The sequence below is a fragment of the Novosphingobium sp. SG919 genome (assembly GCF_012932495.1).
GTDB lineage: Bacteria > Pseudomonadota > Alphaproteobacteria > Sphingomonadales > Sphingomonadaceae > Novosphingobium > Novosphingobium rhizosphaerae.
On record NZ_JABCNG010000001.1, the window covers coordinates 980538 to 997735 of the forward strand.

At 64.5% G+C, this 17198-nt stretch carries 17 protein-coding genes; all 17 read left to right on the forward strand.

Going from position 1 to position 17198, the window contains the following annotated elements:
* The first annotated feature begins 8 nt into the window (after window positions 1-8).
* The 17 genes from FHT19_RS04305 to FHT19_RS04385 are packed head-to-tail and all read left to right on the forward strand — an operon-like array spanning window position 9 to window position 17175.
* Window positions 9-740, forward strand: a complete 732-nt coding sequence (locus tag FHT19_RS04305) for an NADH-quinone oxidoreductase subunit C (protein ID WP_169474059.1) — start codon at window positions 9-11, stop codon at window positions 738-740.
* A complete protein-coding gene (locus FHT19_RS04310) occupies window positions 737-1948 on the forward strand; it encodes an NADH-quinone oxidoreductase subunit D (RefSeq protein ID WP_168554521.1) in 1212 nt (403 codons plus the stop codon). Before FHT19_RS04305 ends, FHT19_RS04310 begins: the two co-directional genes overlap by 4 nt.
* Window positions 1945-2154 carry a hypothetical protein gene (locus FHT19_RS04315; RefSeq protein ID WP_168554522.1) on the forward strand — a complete coding sequence of 70 codons (210 nt, stop codon included), beginning with the start codon at window positions 1945-1947 and terminating at the stop codon, window positions 2152-2154. Before FHT19_RS04310 ends, FHT19_RS04315 begins: the two co-directional genes overlap by 4 nt.
* Window position 2155: 1 nt before the next feature.
* Window positions 2156-2491 (forward strand): nuclear transport factor 2 family protein, encoded by a 336-nt coding sequence (locus tag FHT19_RS04320; protein ID WP_168554523.1) that lies wholly within the window; start codon window positions 2156-2158, stop codon window positions 2489-2491.
* Window positions 2491-3159: an NAD(P)H-dependent oxidoreductase subunit E gene (locus tag FHT19_RS04325; RefSeq protein WP_169474060.1), complete on the forward strand. Its 669-nt coding sequence runs from the start codon at window positions 2491-2493 to the stop codon at window positions 3157-3159. Before FHT19_RS04320 ends, FHT19_RS04325 begins: the two co-directional genes overlap by 1 nt.
* 3 nt (window positions 3160-3162) lie before the next feature.
* Window positions 3163-4458 (forward strand): NADH-quinone oxidoreductase subunit NuoF, encoded by a 1296-nt coding sequence (gene nuoF, locus FHT19_RS04330; RefSeq protein ID WP_168554525.1) that lies wholly within the window; start codon window positions 3163-3165, stop codon window positions 4456-4458.
* Window positions 4458-6464, forward strand: coding sequence for an NADH-quinone oxidoreductase subunit NuoG (nuoG, locus tag FHT19_RS04335; RefSeq protein ID WP_169474061.1), 2007 nt, complete (start codon window positions 4458-4460; stop codon window positions 6462-6464). Before nuoF ends, nuoG begins: the two co-directional genes overlap by 1 nt.
* Complete coding sequence (nuoH, locus tag FHT19_RS04340) at window positions 6461-7507, forward strand: NADH-quinone oxidoreductase subunit NuoH (RefSeq protein WP_168554527.1); 1047 nt, start codon at window positions 6461-6463, stop codon at window positions 7505-7507. Before nuoG ends, nuoH begins: the two co-directional genes overlap by 4 nt.
* On the forward strand, window positions 7504-7989 hold the full coding sequence (nuoI, locus tag FHT19_RS04345; RefSeq protein ID WP_168554528.1) for an NADH-quinone oxidoreductase subunit NuoI: 486 nt from the start codon (window positions 7504-7506) through the stop codon (window positions 7987-7989). The genes nuoH and nuoI overlap by 4 nt, the downstream gene beginning before the upstream one ends.
* A 12-nt stretch (window positions 7990-8001) precedes the next feature.
* A complete protein-coding gene (locus FHT19_RS04350) occupies window positions 8002-8619 on the forward strand; it encodes an NADH-quinone oxidoreductase subunit J (RefSeq protein ID WP_169474062.1) in 618 nt (205 codons plus the stop codon).
* Complete coding sequence (gene nuoK, locus FHT19_RS04355) at window positions 8619-8924, forward strand: NADH-quinone oxidoreductase subunit NuoK (protein ID WP_110761368.1); 306 nt, start codon at window positions 8619-8621, stop codon at window positions 8922-8924. The genes FHT19_RS04350 and nuoK overlap by 1 nt, the downstream gene beginning before the upstream one ends.
* Window positions 8925-8928: 4 nt before the next feature.
* Entirely contained in the window at window positions 8929-10974 is a 2046-nt protein-coding gene (gene nuoL, locus FHT19_RS04360) for an NADH-quinone oxidoreductase subunit L (RefSeq protein ID WP_169474063.1), read from the forward strand.
* Window positions 10971-12503, forward strand: coding sequence for an NADH-quinone oxidoreductase subunit M (locus FHT19_RS04365; protein WP_168554531.1), 1533 nt, complete (start codon window positions 10971-10973; stop codon window positions 12501-12503). The genes nuoL and FHT19_RS04365 overlap by 4 nt, the downstream gene beginning before the upstream one ends.
* A complete protein-coding gene (gene nuoN, locus FHT19_RS04370; RefSeq protein WP_168554532.1) occupies window positions 12503-13966 on the forward strand; it encodes an NADH-quinone oxidoreductase subunit NuoN in 1464 nt (487 codons plus the stop codon). Before FHT19_RS04365 ends, nuoN begins: the two co-directional genes overlap by 1 nt.
* A 7-nt stretch (window positions 13967-13973) precedes the next feature.
* Window positions 13974-14720 (forward strand): biotin--[acetyl-CoA-carboxylase] ligase, encoded by a 747-nt coding sequence (locus tag FHT19_RS04375; RefSeq protein ID WP_248290267.1) that lies wholly within the window; start codon window positions 13974-13976, stop codon window positions 14718-14720.
* Complete coding sequence (locus FHT19_RS04380; RefSeq protein ID WP_168554534.1) at window positions 14720-15526, forward strand: type III pantothenate kinase; 807 nt, start codon at window positions 14720-14722, stop codon at window positions 15524-15526. Before FHT19_RS04375 ends, FHT19_RS04380 begins: the two co-directional genes overlap by 1 nt.
* Entirely contained in the window at window positions 15523-17175 is a 1653-nt protein-coding gene (locus FHT19_RS04385) for a ribonuclease J (RefSeq protein WP_169474065.1), read from the forward strand. Before FHT19_RS04380 ends, FHT19_RS04385 begins: the two co-directional genes overlap by 4 nt.
* The last annotated feature ends 23 nt before the right edge of the window (window positions 17176-17198 follow it).

The following is a 17198-nucleotide window of genomic DNA, read 5'->3' on the forward strand; positions in this document are numbered from 1 at the left end:
TAGGGCACATGGCCATTCTGCATTCCGCGCCGCGCTATGCCCCCTTCGACGGGGTAAAGGACGCGCTGGTTGCCGCGCTGGGCGACCAGGTGATCGAAGCCAAGGAGCAGCACGGCGAAATCGTGCTGCTGGTGGCACGCGATTCCGTCGAGACCGTGCTGCGCACCCTGCGTGACGAGCACGAGTACCAGCAGCTGATGGAAATTGCCGGGGCGGACTATCCCCAGCGGCTCGATCGCTTCGAGGTGGTCTATTGCCTCCTCTCGCTGACGCGCAACCATCGCCTGATCGTCAAGGTTCGCACCGACGAGGCGACGCCGGTGCCCACGGTCACCACGCTGTGGCCGGTGGCCGGCTGGCTCGAACGCGAAGTCTACGACATGTATGGCGTGCTGTTCGAGGGCAACCCCGACCTGCGCCGCATTCTCACCGACTATGGCTTCCAGGGGCACCCGTTCCGCAAGGACTTCCCGCTGACCGGCTATGTCGAGCTGCGCTATTCCGAGGAAGACCAGCGCGTGGTCTATGAGCCGGTGCGCCTGGCCCAGGACTTGCGCCAGTTCGACTTCATGAGCCCATGGGAAGGCGCGGACTACGTGCTGCCGGGTGACGAAAAGGCGGCCCAGGCCGCGCCGCCGCCGCCCGTGGCCACGCCCAAGGACACGCCCACCCCGGCGCAGACCGGCGCCGGCGCTGCTGCCAACAAGGAAGCGACCAAGCCCGCGGGAGACAAGGCATGAGCTTCTCGCTCGAACAGTCGCCCACCACCGGCGACGAGGTCATCACCAACTACACGATCAACTTCGGCCCGCAGCATCCGGCCGCGCACGGCGTGCTGCGCATGGTGATGGAGCTGGACGGCGAAATCATCGAGCGCATCGATCCGCATGTCGGCCTGCTGCATCGCGGCACCGAAAAGCTGATCGAGCACAAGACCTATCTCCAGGCGCTGCCCTATTTCGATCGCCTGGACTATTGCTCGCCGCTGGCGATGGAGCACTCCTACGTGCTCGCGGTGGAAAAGCTGCTCAACGTGGAAGTGCCACTGCGCGCGCAGTACCTGCGCGTGCTGTTTGCGGAACTGACCCGCATCTGCAACCACATGCTCAACATCGGCAGCCACGTCATGGACGTGGGCGCGATGACGCCGAACCTGTGGCTGTTCGAAATCCGCGAGGACTGCCTCACGTTCTTCGAGCGGGCCTCGGGCGCGCGCATGCACTCGGCCTGGTTCCGTCCGGGTGGCGTGCACCAGGACGTGCCGCTCAAGCTCCTCACCGACATTGCCGACTGGCTCGATACCCGCCTGCCGCAACTGTTCGACGACGCAATGAGCCTGGTGGTCGATAACCGCATCTTCAAGCAGCGCAACGTCGATATCGCCGTTGTCAGCAAGGACGATGCGGTGCGCTGGGGTTTCTCCGGCCCGATGATCCGCGGTTCGGGCATCCCCTGGGATATCCGCAAGGCGCAGCCCTATGACGTCTATGACCGCATGGAATTCGACATTCCGGTGGGCACGCGGGGCGATTGCTATGACCGCATGATGGTGCGCGTGGAAGAAGTGCGCCAGTCGGCCCGCATCATGAAGCAGTGCCTGGCGCAGATGCCCGAAGGCCCGGTCATGACCGCCGACCGCAAGGTGGCCCCGCCCAAGCGCGGCGAGATGAAGAGCTCGATGGAAAGCCTGATCCATCACTTCAAGCTCTACACCGAAGGGTTCCACGTGCCGGCCGGCGAAGTCTATGTCGCCACCGAAAGCCCCAAGGGCGAATTCGGCGTCTATCTGGTCTCCGACGGCACCAACAAGCCCTACCGCTGCAAGATCCGCCCCACGGCGTTCTCGCACCTTCAGGCGATGGATTTCATGTCGAAGGGCCACATGCTGCCCGACGCGACCGCCATCCTGGGCGCGATCGACGTGGTGTTCGGGGAGTGCGACCGGTGAGCCGCGCGCAGGTCGACCAGGTTTCGATCCTCGCCTGCCTGACCGGGCTGGTGCTGACGGCCGCCTGGTTCATCGCCCTGGCCGTGACTGGCAAGGCCCCCGAAACGCTGGCCATGCTGGCCAGCGCGGTGGGTGGCTTCGAACTGTTCCATTTCGGCCAGGGGCTGTGGTTCGGCCGCGCCCTTCGTCGCAGCCGGAGGCGCTGACATGGCGGGGCTGACCGAAATCGCCACGGCCATGATCGCTGCGTACAACGCGCAGGATGCCGATACCTACGTCACCTACATGACCGATGATGCCTGCGAAGCGGGCTATCGCGGCGCGGTGGTGCGCGAAGGCAAGGAAGGCACCCGCGAGGGCCTCAAGAAGATGTTTGCCGAGTTTCCGGAAAACCGCGCCGAAGTGATCGGCGCGAACGAGCTGGGCAATTATGTCGTGTTTCACGAGCGTGTGTGGCGTTCTGCCGCGGCCGAGCCGTTTGACGTGATTGCCGTCTACAGCTTCGAAGGCGACAAGTGCGCACGCGTGGAGTTCATTCGCTAATGGCTGATCGTCATCCCGAACCCGATACCCCGCAGCTGCGCGCGCGCTGGGGTAACTTTGCCTGGACCGAGGCCAACGCGGCCAAGGCCAAGGAAATCATCGCGCGCTACCCCGCCGGCCGCCAGCGCTCGGCGGTCATGCCGCTGCTCGATCTGGCACAGCGCCAGGTGGGCGCCGAGGAAAACACGCAAGGCTGGCTGCCGCTGCCGGTGATGGAATACGTCGCCGCGCAGCTCGACATGCCGATCATCCGCGTGCTCGAAGTGGCCACCTTCTACACGATGTACAACATCGCGCCGGTCGGCCGGTTCCACGTGCAGGTCTGCGGCACCACGCCATGCATGCTGCGCGGGTCGGACGACATCCTGGCCGTGTGCAAGCAGCGTGGCCTCAAGAAGGGCCACACCACGGCCGATGGCCTGTTCACGCTGACCGAAGTGGAATGCATGGGCAACTGCGCCTCGGCCCCGATGGTGCAGATCAACGACGACAACTATGAAGACCTGACGGCCGAGCGGATCGAGCATATCCTCGACGAACTCGCCGCCGGGCGCCAGCCCAAGACCGGCACGCAGGAGCCGGGCCGCCACACCGTGGAACCGGTAGGCGGGCCGACCTCGCTGACGGCGATGGTTTCCGAAAACCACGATTATCGAGGGGAGTGGTAAGCCATGGCCCTTGCCGACAAGGATCGCATCTTCACCAATCTCTACGGCTATCAGCCGTGGAACCTGGCCGCCGCCCAGGCGCGCGGCGATTGGGACAACACCAAGGACCTGATCGCGCGCGGCCGTGACGCGATCATCCAGGAAATGAAGGACTCCGGCCTGCGCGGCCGTGGCGGTGCGGGCTTCCCCACCGGCATGAAGTGGTCGTTCATGCCCAAGGAATCCAAGGATGGCCGTCCCAGCTTCCTGGTGATCAACGCCGACGAATCCGAACCCGGTTCGTGCAAGGACCGCGAAATCATCCGCCACGATCCGCACAAGCTGATCGAAGGCGCGCTGGTGGCCGGCTTTGCGATGGGCGCGCGCGCGGCCTATATCTACATTCGCGGCGAATATATCCGCGAAGCCGAAACGCTGTTCGCCGCCGTGGCCGAAGCCTATGACGCGGGCCTGCTGGGCAAGAACGCGGCCGGTTCGGGCTATGACTTCGACGTCTTCGTCCATCGCGGCGCGGGCGCCTACATCTGCGGCGAAGAAACCGCGATGATCGAATCGCTCGAAGGCAAGAAGGGCCAGCCCCGCCTCAAGCCGCCGTTCCCGGCCGGCGCGGGCCTCTATGGCTGCCCCACCACGGTCAACAACGTGGAATCGATCGCGGTTGCCCCCACCATCCTGCGCCGTGGCGCGGCATGGTTTTCCAGCTTCGGCCGGGAAAACAACAAGGGCACCAAGCTGTTCCAGATCAGCGGGCACGTGGACAAGCCCTGCGTGGTTGAGGAAGAGATGTCGATCCCGTTCCGCGAACTGATCGAGAAGCACTGCGGCGGTATTCGCGGCGGCTGGGACAACCTCCTGGCCGTGATCCCCGGTGGTTCTTCGGTTCCGCTGGTGCCGGCGGCCGAGATCATGGACGCACCGATGGACTTCGACGGGTTGCGTGCGCTGGGCTCTGGCCTGGGCACCGCGGCGGTCATCGTCATGGACAAGTCCACCGACATCGTGCGCGCGATCAGCCGGCTTTCGTACTTCTACAAGCACGAAAGCTGCGGCCAGTGCACGCCCTGCCGCGAAGGCACCGGCTGGATGTGGCGCGTGATGGAACGCCTGCGCACCGGCGATGCCGACGTGGAGGAGATCGACATGCTCTTCAACGTGACCAAGCAGGTCGAAGGCCACACCATCTGCGCCCTGGGTGACGCGGCCGCCTGGCCGATCCAGGGCCTGATCCGCCACTTCCGCCCCGAAATCGAACGTCGCATCGCCGATCGTGCGGGCGATGTCCGGGAGGCAGCAGAATAATGCCCAAGGTCAAAGTAGACGGCGTCGAACTCGAAGTTCCAGCCGGGGCCACCGTGCTCCAGGCCTGCGAACTCGCCGGCAAGGAAATCCCTCGCTTCTGCTATCACGAGCGGCTGAGCATTGCCGGCAACTGCCGCATGTGCCTGGTCGAAGTGAAGCCCGGACCGCCCAAGCCGCAGGCTTCGTGCGCGCTTCCGGCGGCTGAGGGCCAGGAAATCCGCACCGACAGCGAAATGGTCAAGAAGGCGCGCGAAGGGGTGATGGAGTTCCTCCTCATCAACCACCCGCTCGATTGCCCGATCTGCGACCAGGGCGGCGAGTGCGACCTGCAGGACCAGTCGGTGGCCTATGGCCGCGGCGGCTCGCGCTATCACGAGCACAAGCGTGCCGTGACCGAGAAGTACATGGGCCCGCTCATCAAGACGACGATGACGCGCTGCATCCACTGCACCCGTTGCGTGCGCTTCTCGGAAGAGATCGCCGGCGTGGACGAAATCGGCGCGCTCTATCGCGGCGAAACGATGCAGATCAGCACCTACCTGGAAAAGGCCGCCAAGCACGAGCTTTCGGCCAACGTGATCGACCTGTGCCCGGTCGGCGCGCTGACCAGCAAGCCCTATGCGTTCGAAGCGCGCCCGTGGGAGCTGAAGAAGACGCTGTCGATCGACGTTTCGGACGCGATCGGCGCCAACATCCGGCTCGACAGCCGTGGCCGCGAAGTGCTGCGCATCCTGCCGCGCGTCAACGATGACGTGAACGAGGAATGGCTGGCCGACCGTGGCCGTTTCCTGGTCGACGGGCTGACCCGCCGCCGCCTCGACCGTCCGTGGCTGCGCCGCGACGGCAAGCTGGTGGCCGCGACTTGGGCGGAAGCCTTTGCTGCCGTTGCCTCGATCAATCCGGGCTCGTCGGTGGCGGTGGTTGCCGGTGACCTGGTCGATTGCGAGACCATGTTCGCCGCCAAGGAACTGGCCGGTGCGCTCGGTTCCACGCTGCTCGAAGGGCGGCAGACGGGCCTGGCCTATACCGCATCGAACCTGGCGGCCGTGGCGTTCAATTCGACGCTGGGCGGCATCGAGGAAGCCGACGCGATCCTGATCGTGGGCAGCCAGATCCGCGACGAAGCCCCGCTGCTCAACGCCCGCCTGCGCAAGGCGGTCAAGCGCGGCGCCAAGGTCTTCGTGATCGGGCCGGTGTGGGATACGACCTATCCCGCCACGTTCCTGGGCGAAGACGCCGGCCTGCTGTTCGACCTGCCGAGCGACGTCACCGACGCCTTCGGCGCGGCGGCCAAGCCGGCGATCATCATCGGCGGCGGCGCGCTGGCCAAGGGCGCGCTGGAAGCTGGCCTTGGCTTTGCCGAACGGTTCAACCTGGTGCGCGATGGCTGGAACGGCTTCAACGTGCTGCACATGGCGGCTTCGCGCATGGGTGGCCTGATGCTGGGCTATGCCCAGGCTGGCGGTCTTGCCGATCTGGTGGCGGCCAAGCCCAAGATGGTGATTTCGCTGGGCGCCGACGAAGTCGACTGGACCAAGTTTGCCGACAGCATGATCGTGCACATCGGCCACCACGGTGACAAGGCGGCCCATGCCGCCGACGTGATCCTGCCGGCCGCCGCGTTCAGCGAAAAGGACGGCACTTACGTCAACACCGAAGGCCGCGTGCAGTTTGCCGAACGCGCCGTGTTCGCCCCTGGCGAAGCGCGCGAAGACTGGACGATCCTGCGTGCGCTGGCCGATGCCTTTGGCGTGAACGTGGGCTTCGACAGCTTTGAGCAGTTGCGCGCCGCGATGATCGCGCAGGTTCCCGCGCTGGGCGTCGAAGGCCTCGCCGATTACGGCGCGCTGCCGGCGGCCCCGGCCACCGCGGCCTGTTCGGGCACGATCGGCTATCCGATCAAGGATCCTTACCTCAACAACGCCATCGGCCGGGCCAGCCCGACGCTGCAGCGGTGTTCGAGCGAACTGCTCCACGGTGAACTTCAGGCGGAGGCCGCGGAATGACTGCGTTCTTTCAAGGTCTTGGCCTGCCCTTCGGGGCGGCCTGGGCCATCTCCACGATCTGCGGCATTCTGCTGATCGCGCTGCCGGTGATGCTCGCCGTGGCGATGGTGATCTATGTCGACCGCAAGGTCTGGGCATCGATGGCGCTGCGCCGTGGCCCCAATGTGGTCGGTCCGTTCGGCATTCTCCAGTCGTTTGCCGATGGTCTCAAGGTCTTCCTCCAGGAAACCATCATTCCTTCGGCGGCGAACAAGGGCCTGTTCCTGATCGCCCCGATCATCACCTTCACCGTGGCGCTGCTGGCCTGGGCGGTGATCCCGTTCAATTCGGGCGCGATCCTGGCCGATATTAACGTCGGCCTGCTCTACATCCTCGCGATCTCGTCGCTGGGGGTTTACGGCATCGTCATCGCGGGCTGGTCTTCGAATTCGAAGTACCCGTTCTTCTCGGCGATGCGCGCCTCGGCCCAGATGATCAGCTATGAAGTCTCGATCGGCTTCATCCTGATCTGCGTGGTGCTGTGGGCCGGTTCGTTCAACCTCAACGATATCGTCAAGGCGCAGCACGGCTTCGGCCTTGGCTTCATCAACGGCTTCTGGTGCAGCCCGCTGCTGTTCCCGATGTGGGTGATGTTCCTCATCTCCAGCATGGCCGAAACCCAGCGCGCACCGTTCGATCTGACCGAAGCGGAAAGCGAACTCGTCGCCGGCTATCAGACCGAATATTCGTCGATGGCTTTCGCGCTGTTCTGGCTGGGCGAATACGGCAATGTGCTCTTGATGTGCGCGCTCAACGCCACGCTGTTCTGGGGTGGCTACCTGCCGCCGGTGGAACTGGCGATCCTCTATTGGATCCCTGGCTGGATCTGGCTCATCCTCAAGATCGCTTTCGGCTTCTTCGTGTTCAGCTGGGTCAAGGCAACGGTGCCCCGTTACCGTTATGACCAACTGATGCGCCTTGGCTGGAAGATCTTCCTGCCCGTCTCGCTGCTGTTCGTGTTCCTCGTCAGCGGCTACCTCATGGCTACCGGACACTTCGCATGACTGTCGGACAGCTCGTCAAGAGCTTCACCCTCTGGGAGTTCGTGAAAGCGCACTGGCTGACCCTGAAGTATTTCTTCAGGCCCAAGGCGACCGTGAACTACCCGTTCGAGAAGAACCCGCTCTCGCCGCGTTTCCGTGGTGAACACGCCCTGCGCCGTTATCCCAATGGCGAAGAGCGCTGCATCGCGTGCAAGCTGTGCGAGGCCGTGTGCCCGGCGCAGGCGATCACGATCGAGGCGCAACCGCGTGAGGACGGCAGCCGCCGGACCACCCGATACGATATCGACATGACCAAGTGCATCTTCTGCGGCTTTTGCCAGGAAGCCTGCCCGGTCGATGCCATCGTCGAAGGGCCGAACTTCGAATACGCGACCGAAACGCGCGAAGAGCTGCTCTACGACAAGGCCAAGCTTCTGGCGAACGGGGACAAGTGGGAGCGGGCGATTGCCGCGAACCTTGAAGCCGATGCACCGTACCGGTAAGGGGCGCGCGTCATGATCCAGGCAATTGCCTTTTATCTCTTTGCCACGCTGACGATCTTTTCGGGCGCGGTAACCATTCTCGCGCGCAACCCGGTCCATTCGGTGCTGTGGCTGATCCTCGCGTTCTTCAACGCGGCCGGCCTGATGATCCTCATCGGCGCCGAGTTTATCGCCATGCTGCTGGTGATCGTCTATGTCGGCGCCGTCGCGGTGCTGTTCCTGTTCGTTGTCATGATGCTCGACATCGACTTCTCGCAACTGCGGGCCGGGTTCATCAAGAACTTCCCGCTGGGTCTTGCGCTGGCCTTTGTCCTCCTGGCCGAACTGTTGATGGGCGTGGGCGCCTACAAGGCCGGTGGCCTGGCGCTGGGCACGGCGAACGCGGCCACTGCGCCGATCGCGGGCCTGTCGAACACGGCGGCCATCGGGGCGCTGCTCTATTCGCGCTATCTCTTCCTGTTCGAAACCGCCGGCATCATCCTGCTGGTGGCGATGATCGGCGCCATTGTGCTGACCCATCGCCAGCGTGGCGACGTGCGCGGCCAGAACGTGTCGCGCCAGAACGCGCGCCGTCCGGAAGAGGCGACTATCAATCTTCAGCCGGAAGTCGGGAAGGGGGTCACGCTCTGATGATCGGCATCGAACACTATGTCATCGTCAGCGCGATCCTGTTCGTGCTCGGCGTGCTGGGGATTTTCCTCAATCGCAAGAACGTCATCATCCTGTTGATGGCGATCGAACTGATCCTCCTGTCGGTGAACCTCAACCTGGTCGCCTTCAGCGTCTTCCTTCACGATCTGGTCGGCCAGATCTTCGCGATGTTCGTGCTGACCGTGGCGGCGGGCGAAGCGGCGATCGGGCTTGCCATTCTTGTCATCTACTTCCGTGGCCGCGGCACGATTGCCGTTGACGACGTCAACCGGATGAAGGGCTGAACCCATGTCGTCCATCAACGTCATCGTCTTTCTGCCGCTTCTGGCAGCGATCGTTGCCGGCCTTGGCAACAAGAAGCTGGGCATGGTCCCGGCCAAGGTGATCACCACCGGCGCGCTGGCCGTGTCCTGCGCGCTGTCGTGGCCGATCTTCCTTGCGTTCCTGGGTGGCCATGCCGAGGCCAGCGTCACGCCGGTGCTCAACTGGGTGAAATCGGGCGATCTCGATTTCCTCTGGGCGCTGCGCGTCGATACGCTCACGGCCGTGATGCTGGTGGTGATCACCAGCGTATCGTTCCTCGTGCACCTCTATTCCTGGGGGTACATGAGCGAGGAACCGGATCAGCCGCGCTTCTTCGCCTATCTCTCGCTGTTCACCTTCGCCATGCTCATGCTGGTGACGGCGGACAACCTGGTGCAGATGTTCTTCGGCTGGGAAGGCGTGGGCCTGGCCTCGTACCTGCTGATCGGTTTCTGGTTCCGCAAGCCGAGCGCCAACGCTGCCGCGATGAAGGCCTTCGTGGTCAATCGCGTGGGCGACCTTGGCTTCATGCTGGGTATCTTCGCGACGTTCCTGGTGTTCCACACCGTCTCGATCCCCCAGATCCTGCACGATGCGCCAGCCGTTCTTTCGGGCTCGACCATCGGTTTCCTGGGCTATCGCTTTGATACCGCCACGGTGATCTGCATCCTGCTGTTCATCGGCGCGATGGGCAAGTCGGCGCAGCTCGGCCTGCACACCTGGCTGCCTGACGCGATGGAAGGCCCGACCCCGGTGTCGGCGCTGATCCACGCGGCGACGATGGTGACCGCCGGCGTGTTCATGGTCTGCCGCCTTTCGCCGCTGTTCGAACTGAGCCCCACGGCGACTGGTTTCGTAACCTTCATCGGCGCGATGACCTGCTTCTTTGCCGCCACCGTCGGCACGACGCAGACCGACATCAAGCGCGTGATCGCCTATTCGACCTGCTCGCAGCTGGGCTACATGTTCTTCGCCGCCGGCGTTGGTGCCTATGGCGCGGCGATGTTCCACCTGTTCACCCACGCCTTCTTCAAGGCGCTGCTGTTCCTGGGCGCCGGTTCGGTGATCCACGCGATGCACCACGAGCAGGACATGCGCTATTACGGCGGCCTGCGGAAGAAGATCCCCTTCACCTTCTTGGCGATGATGGCCGGTACGCTGGCGATCACCGGGGTGGGCCTGGTCGATGTGTTCGGCTTTGCCGGGTTCTATTCCAAGGACGCGATCCTGGAGAGCGCCTGGGCCAAGGGCACCGAACTGGGGCACTTCGCCTTCTTCATGGGCGTGTTCGCCGCGCTGCTCACCAGCTTCTATTCGTGGCGCCTGGTCTACCTGACCTTCTTCGGCAAGCCACGCTGGGAGCAGTCGGAGCATATTCAGCACGCCGTTCACGATGCGCACGGGCATGACGACCACGCGCACGATCATGGCCACGATCATCACCATCACGACGCGCACAGCGACGGCACGGCGGGCTACCACCCGCACGAAAGCCCGCTGGTCATGCTGGTGCCGTTGATCGTGCTGTCGGTGGGCGCGGTGCTGGCTGGTTTCGTGTTCAACCATGCCTTCGTCAGCGAAGGGACGGGCGAATTCTGGAAGGGCGCGCTGGTCTATAGCGAGCACCTGATCCACGCCGCGCACCATGTGCCGACCTGGGTGAAGTGGGCGCCGTTCGGCGTGATGGCCACCGGTTTCCTGATCGCGACTTATGCCTATGTCGTGAACCCGGCATTCCCGGCGGCCTTTGTCGAGCAGTTCGGCTTCCTCTACCGCTTCCTGCTCAACAAGTGGTACTTCGACGAGCTCTATCACTTCATCTTCGTGCGCCCTGCGCTGTGGCTCGGTCGCGTGTTCTGGAAGGTGGGTGATATCGGGATCATCGATCGCTTTGGCCCGAACGGCGCTGCCTGGCTGGTGGCGCAGGGCAGCCGCGGGGCGGTCAAGCTCCAGTCCGGATATCTTTACAGCTATGCGCTGGTCATGCTCGTCGGTCTCGTCGGCGCGATCAGCTGGGTGATCGCACAATGACCGGCTTTCCGATCCTTTCGCTCCTGATGCTGGTGCCGCTGGTCGGCGCCGGCCTGGTCCTCAAGGCCAATCGCGAGCAGGCCCGCCTGATCGCCTTGGTGGCAACCCTGATCGACTTCGCGCTGGGCGTGGTGCTTTGGGCGCACTACGATGTCGGCGGCGCGCAGTGGCAGTTCCAGGAACGCGCCGCGCTGTTCTCGGGCTTCGAATGGAAGCTGGGCATCGACGGCATCGCCCTGCTGCTGATCGCGCTGACCGTGTTCCTCATGCCGATCTGCATCGGCGCGAGCTGGAACTCGATCGAGAAGCGTGCCGGCGAATATTATGCCGCCTTCCTGCTGATGGAAACGCTGATGATCGGCGTGTTCACGGCGCAGGACTTGTTCCTGTTCTACATCATGTTCGAAGCCGGCCTGATCCCGATGTACCTGATCATCGGCATCTGGGGCGGGGCGGATCGCATCTACGCCAGCTACAAGTTCTTCCTCTACACGCTGCTCGGCTCGGTGCTGATGCTGATCGCGATGTTCTGGATGGTCAACGTGGCCGGCACCAGCGACATCCCGACGCTGATGGCCTACAACTTCCCGGTCCATGCGCAGACCTGGCTGTGGCTTGCCTTCTTCGCCAGCTTTGCGGTGAAGATGCCGATGTGGCCGGTGCACACCTGGCTGCCCGACGCGCACGTGCAGGCGCCCACCGCCGGCTCGGTGATCCTGGCGGGCGTGCTGCTCAAGATGGGTGGTTACGGCTTCATCCGCTTCTCGCTGCCGATGTTCCCCGAAGCCTCGGCGCAGTTCGCGCCGCTGGTGTGGGGCCTGTCGATGGCCGCTGTGGTAATCACTTCGCTGATCGCGCTGGTCCAGCACGACATTAAGAAGCTGATTGCCTATTCGTCGGTCGCGCACATGGCGATCGTGACAATCGGCCTCTTCGCCTTCAACACGCAGGGCCTCGAAGGCTCGATGCTGATCATGCTCAGCCACGGCCTGGTGGCCGGCGCGCTGTTCCTCGGCGTGGGCGTGATCTACGATCGCCTGCACACCCGCGAGATCACGCGTTATGGTGGCCTTGCCATCAACATGCCCTACTATGCGCTGTTCATGCTGCTGTTCACCATGGCCTCGATCGGCCTGCCGGGCACCAGCGGGTTTGTGGGTGAATTCCTCTCGCTGATGGGCGTCTATGCCGAAAGCAGCTGGGTGGCGCTGGTCTGCACCACCGGGATCATCCTGGGCGCGGCCTACATGCTCTACCTCTATCGTCGCGTGATCTTTGGCGACCAGAAGAACGCCGATGCCGCCGCGATGCTCGATCTCGACAAGCGCGAATGGGCGATGATGGTGCCGCTCGCGGCCGTGGTGCTGTGGATGGGCGTCTATCCCGAAAGCTTCCTGGCGCCGATGCGCAAGGATATCGCCACGCTCGAACACCGCCTGGCCCCGGCCAAGCCGAAGGGCGACGCGCAACTGAAACTGGGGGCAGGCAAGCCGGCCCCTGAAGAAGCCGCGCACGGGGAGGCGCACTGATGGAACTGCTTCGCTCTCTCCAGATCACCCTGGCCGAGGAAGTGCTCAGCATTTCCGGCCTGGTGCTGCTGCTGGTTGCCGCCTGGGGCGGAGACAAGGCGTCGCGCCTGATCTCCATCCTGTCGGTAGCCGTGCTGACAGTCTGCGCGCTGATTGCCGCGCCCGCCCTGTGCGGCTCGGCCATGGGCCCCGACGTGACCGCCTTTTCCGGGCAGTACCGGGCCGACGCCTTTGCCGCCTTTGCCAAGCTGCTGATCTATGCCGGTGCCGGCGTGACGCTGATTGTTGCGCCTGCGTTCTTCGATCGCGTGCGCGCCATGCGGGCCGAATTCCCGCTGCTGGTGCTGTTCGCGGCGCTCGGCATGGGGATCATGGTTTCGGCTGGTGACCTGCTCGCGCTCTACATCGGTCTCGAACTCAACAGCCTTGCCTCCTACGTGCTCGCCTCGATGCTGCGCAGCGACGAGCGTTCGGCGGAATCGGGCCTCAAGTACTTCGTGCTGGGCTCGCTCGCTTCGGGCATCCTGCTCTACGGTGTCAGCCTGACCTATGGCTTCACCGGCACGACGAGCTTTGAAGGCATCCGCCTGGCGCTCAGCCACGGGCTGACCACCGGCGCCACCTTTGGCGTGGTCTTCGTGCTCGCCGGCCTGGCCTTCAAGATCAGCGCCGCGCCGTTCCACATGTGGACGCCCGACGTTTATGAAGGCGCGCCCACCCCGGTGACGACGTTCTTCGCCACGGCGCCCAAGGTTGCCGCGCTGTCGCTGCTGATGCGCGTGAGCCTGGAAGCCTTCGGCACGCAGGCACACGCCTGGCAGCAGATCGTGATCTTCGCCGCGCTGCTCTCGATCGTGATCGGGGCACTGGGCGCGATCGGGCAGAACAACATCAAGCGCCTGATGGCCTATTCGTCGATCAACAACGTCGGCTTCATGCTCATCGGCCTGGCTTGCGCCAACCAGCCGGGCGCTGCCGCGATGCTGATCTACCTGGCGATCTACGTGGCGATGTCGGTGGCTGGCTTTGTCGCCGTGCTGATGCTCAAGGACGCCGATGGCGAGCCGGTGGAAGCGATTTCCGACCTTGCCGGCCTGTCGAAGACGCGCCCCGGCCTGGCGGCCGCGCTGGCCGCGGTGATGTTCAGCCTGGCGGGCATTCCGCCGCTGTTCGGGTTCTGGGGCAAGTTCGTGGTGTTCCAGGCCGCGGTGCAGGCCAACCTGCTGGCACTGGCTGCCATCGGTATCGCCGCTTCGGTGATCGGCGCGTTCTACTACCTCAAGGTGGTGAAGGTGCTCTATTTCGACGACGCGACCGACAAGGTGACGGGCAAGAGCGACGTGGCGCACACCGTGCTGCTGGTGATCGCCACGCTGTTCATCTCGCCGCTGGGCTATCTGCTGACCAACTGGCTGCATGTGCTGGCCGGCAACGCGGCGGCTGCGCTGTTCCACGTGGCCTGAACCACCCTTGTTCGAATTCGTAGACGAGATCCCCTCCACCAACGCGGCCCTTGTGGCGCGCGCTGGTGGGGGGGATTGCCTTTTGGAAGGGCACTGGCTGATCGCCGATCGCCAGAGCGCCGGGCGCGGCCGCGCCGGGCGGGCCTGGAGCGATGGCTTCGGCAATTTCATGGGCTCCACTGCCGTGCAACTCGCGCCCCATGAAGCCGCGCCGCAGACGCTGGCGCTGGTCGCGGGGCTCGCGCTGTGGGATGCCGTGGCCGCCTGTGCGCCGGGGCTGCCCGATCTCTACCTCAAATGGCCCAACGACCTGCTGGTGCGCCAGGCCAAGCTGGCCGGCATCCTGCTGGAACGTGTGGGCAATACGGTGGTGGTGGGTATTGGCGTGAACCTGGCGGAGGCGCCGCCGGTATCCGGGCGGGAGACCGTTTCGCTTGCCGCCCTGGGGCATGGCACCGATCGCGATGCCTTTGCCGCCCAATTGGCGACGCACTGGGCCGCGCGCCTGGAAGCCTGGCACGCCGGGCAATGGCCCGCGCTGCGCCGCGCCTGGGAAGAGCGTGCCGTGCCGCGTGGCACGCTGGTTTCCGTCAATGACAAGGATCATGGCCCGATCATGGGTGGTTTTGCCGGGATCGATGCCGATGGCGTGGCGCAATTGCGCCTGGCGGACGGCCGGCTTCTTGCCATTCACGCCGGCGATGTCGATCTGGTGGGTGAGCCGGGGTCTTCCGCGGCCCGAGGAGAAGCGTGATGCTGCTGGCGGTCGATGTCGGCAATACCAATGTCGTCTTTGCCCTGTTCGAGGAACGGACGATCCGTGCGCGCTGGCGCGTGGCGACCGATCCGCGCCGCACGGCCGATGAATATGCCGTGTGGCTGCTGCAACTGATGCAGATCCAGGGTTTTGCCCGCGACGCCGTGCGCCAGATCGTGATTTCCACGGTGGTGCCGCGCGCGCTGCACAATCTGGAAGTTCTGGCCGACAAGTATTTTGGCCTGGAACCGCTGGTGGCGGGGCAGGGCGCGGCCGAATGGGGCTTCGTTGCCGATGTGGACGAACCGCGCTCGCTGGGTGCAGACCGTGCGCTCAACGTCATCGCCGCGCATGCACGCCATCCCGGCGAGCATCTGATCATCATCGATTTCGGCACCGCAACCACGTTCGATTGGGTTGACCCGGAGGGCACCTACAAGGGCGGGATCATCGCGCCGGGCATCAACCTGTCGCTCGATGCGCTGGTGAGTGCGGCGGCCAAATTGCCGCGCATCGCCATTTCCGTGCCGCGCCAGGGCGAAAGCGTGATAGGGCGCAACACCGAAGACCAGATGCACATCGGCGTGTTCTGGGGCTATGTGGCGATGATGGAAGGCCTGATCGCCCGCATGCGCGCCGAAATCGGCCATCCGGCCAAAGTGATTGCCACAGGCGGCCTGGCCGTGCTGTTTGACCGCCACACGCGGATTTTTGACCATGTCGACGCCGATCTGACGTTGGACGGCATGGCCTTGCTTGCAGAGCGCGCCCAGGGGGCCGCCCAGAACAGGACACAAGAGTGAAGCCCGGTAAGGAATTGTTGTTTCTCGCCCTTGGTGGTTCGGGCGAGATCGGGATGAACGTCAACCTCTATGGGTGTGACGGCAAATGGCTGATGGTCGACCTGGGCATGACCTTTGCCGATCCCTGGTATCCGGGCGTGGAACTGGTGTTTGCCGACCTCGAATTCATCGAGGAACGCAAGAAGGACCTGCTCGGCATCGTGCTCACGCACGCACACGAAGACCATATCGGTGCCGTGCCCTATTTTGCGCAGGAACTGGGCGTGCCGCTTTATGCCACGCCGTTCACCGCGCGGCTCGTGCATGAAAAGCTGGTCGAGGCGGGCATCGAGAACAGCGTCGAGCTGAACGTGATCGAGAACGAGGGCAGCCTCTCGCTGGGCGCGTTCGACATCCGCTATGTGCCGCTGGCGCACTCGATTGCCGAAGGCAATGCGCTGGTGATCGACACGCCCTATGGCCGCGTGTTCCACACCGGCGACTGGAAGCTGGATGACGAGCCCCGCGTGGGCACCCCGGCGACCGAGGAAGAACTCACCGCGATCGGCGACGAGGGCGTGCTGGCGCTGGTGTGCGATTCCACCAACGTGTTCAATCCCAAGCCTTCGGGCTCGGAAGGAGCGGTGCGTGCGGGCCTGCTGGAAACCATTGCGGAACTGAAGGGCCGCCGGGTGGTGGTGACGACCTTTGCCTCCAACGTGGCGCGGTTGCAGACCCTGGCCGAAGTGGCCGAGGCGACAGGGCGGCAGCTCTGCGTTGCGGGCCGTTCGCTTGATCGGATCATCAAGGTATCGCAGGCATCGGGCTATCTGCTCGATTTTCCCGATCCGATCAGCATGGACGCGGCGATGGACCTGCCGCGCGGCGAAGTGCTGATCCTGGCGACCGGCGGGCAGGGCGAAGCGCGCGCCGCGCTGGCGCGGATCGCGGGCGACCAGCACCCGATCAAGCTGGAAGCGGGCGATGCCGTGGTTTTTTCCAGCCGCCAGATCCCCGGAAACGAACTGGCCATCGGCCGCGTGCAGAACGCGCTGGTGGAAAAGGGCGTGCGCCTGGTCACCGACAAGCAATCGATGATCCACGTTTCGGGCCATCCAGGCCGGCCGGAACTCATGGCGCTGTATGAATGGCTGCGCCCGCACATCCTGGTGCCCGTGCATGGCGAGATCCGCCACATGGCCGAGCAGGCCCGCCTGGGCAAGACCGAGGGCATTCCCAAGACGATCGTGCAGAAGAACGGCGATCTGGTGCGCCTGGCGCCCAACGGGCCGGTCAAGCTGAGCACCGAGCGCAATGGTCGCCTGGTGCTGGACGGCGATATCATCGCCCCGGCCGATGGCGAAGCCATGGCTGCGCGGCGCAAGCTGGGCAACAATGGCCTGGTCAGCGTTGCCCTGGCGGTGACCGCGGAAGGCAAGCAGGCGTCGGGCGTCGATATCGGCTGCATCGGCGTGCCCCTGGAAGAGGACATGGAGCCTTTCCTGGAGGAAGCCCGCGAGGACGTGTCAAAGGCACTCAAGGCGCTGAAAGGCGATCGCAAGCGCGATCGCGTGGCCGTTGCCGAGTGCGTGCGGCTTACGGTAAGACGCACGGCGCAGCGCTGGTGCGGCAAGAAGCCGGTGGTGCAGGTCCTGCTGCGCGAACGCTGAAACCCATGCGCCGGCGCGGCTAG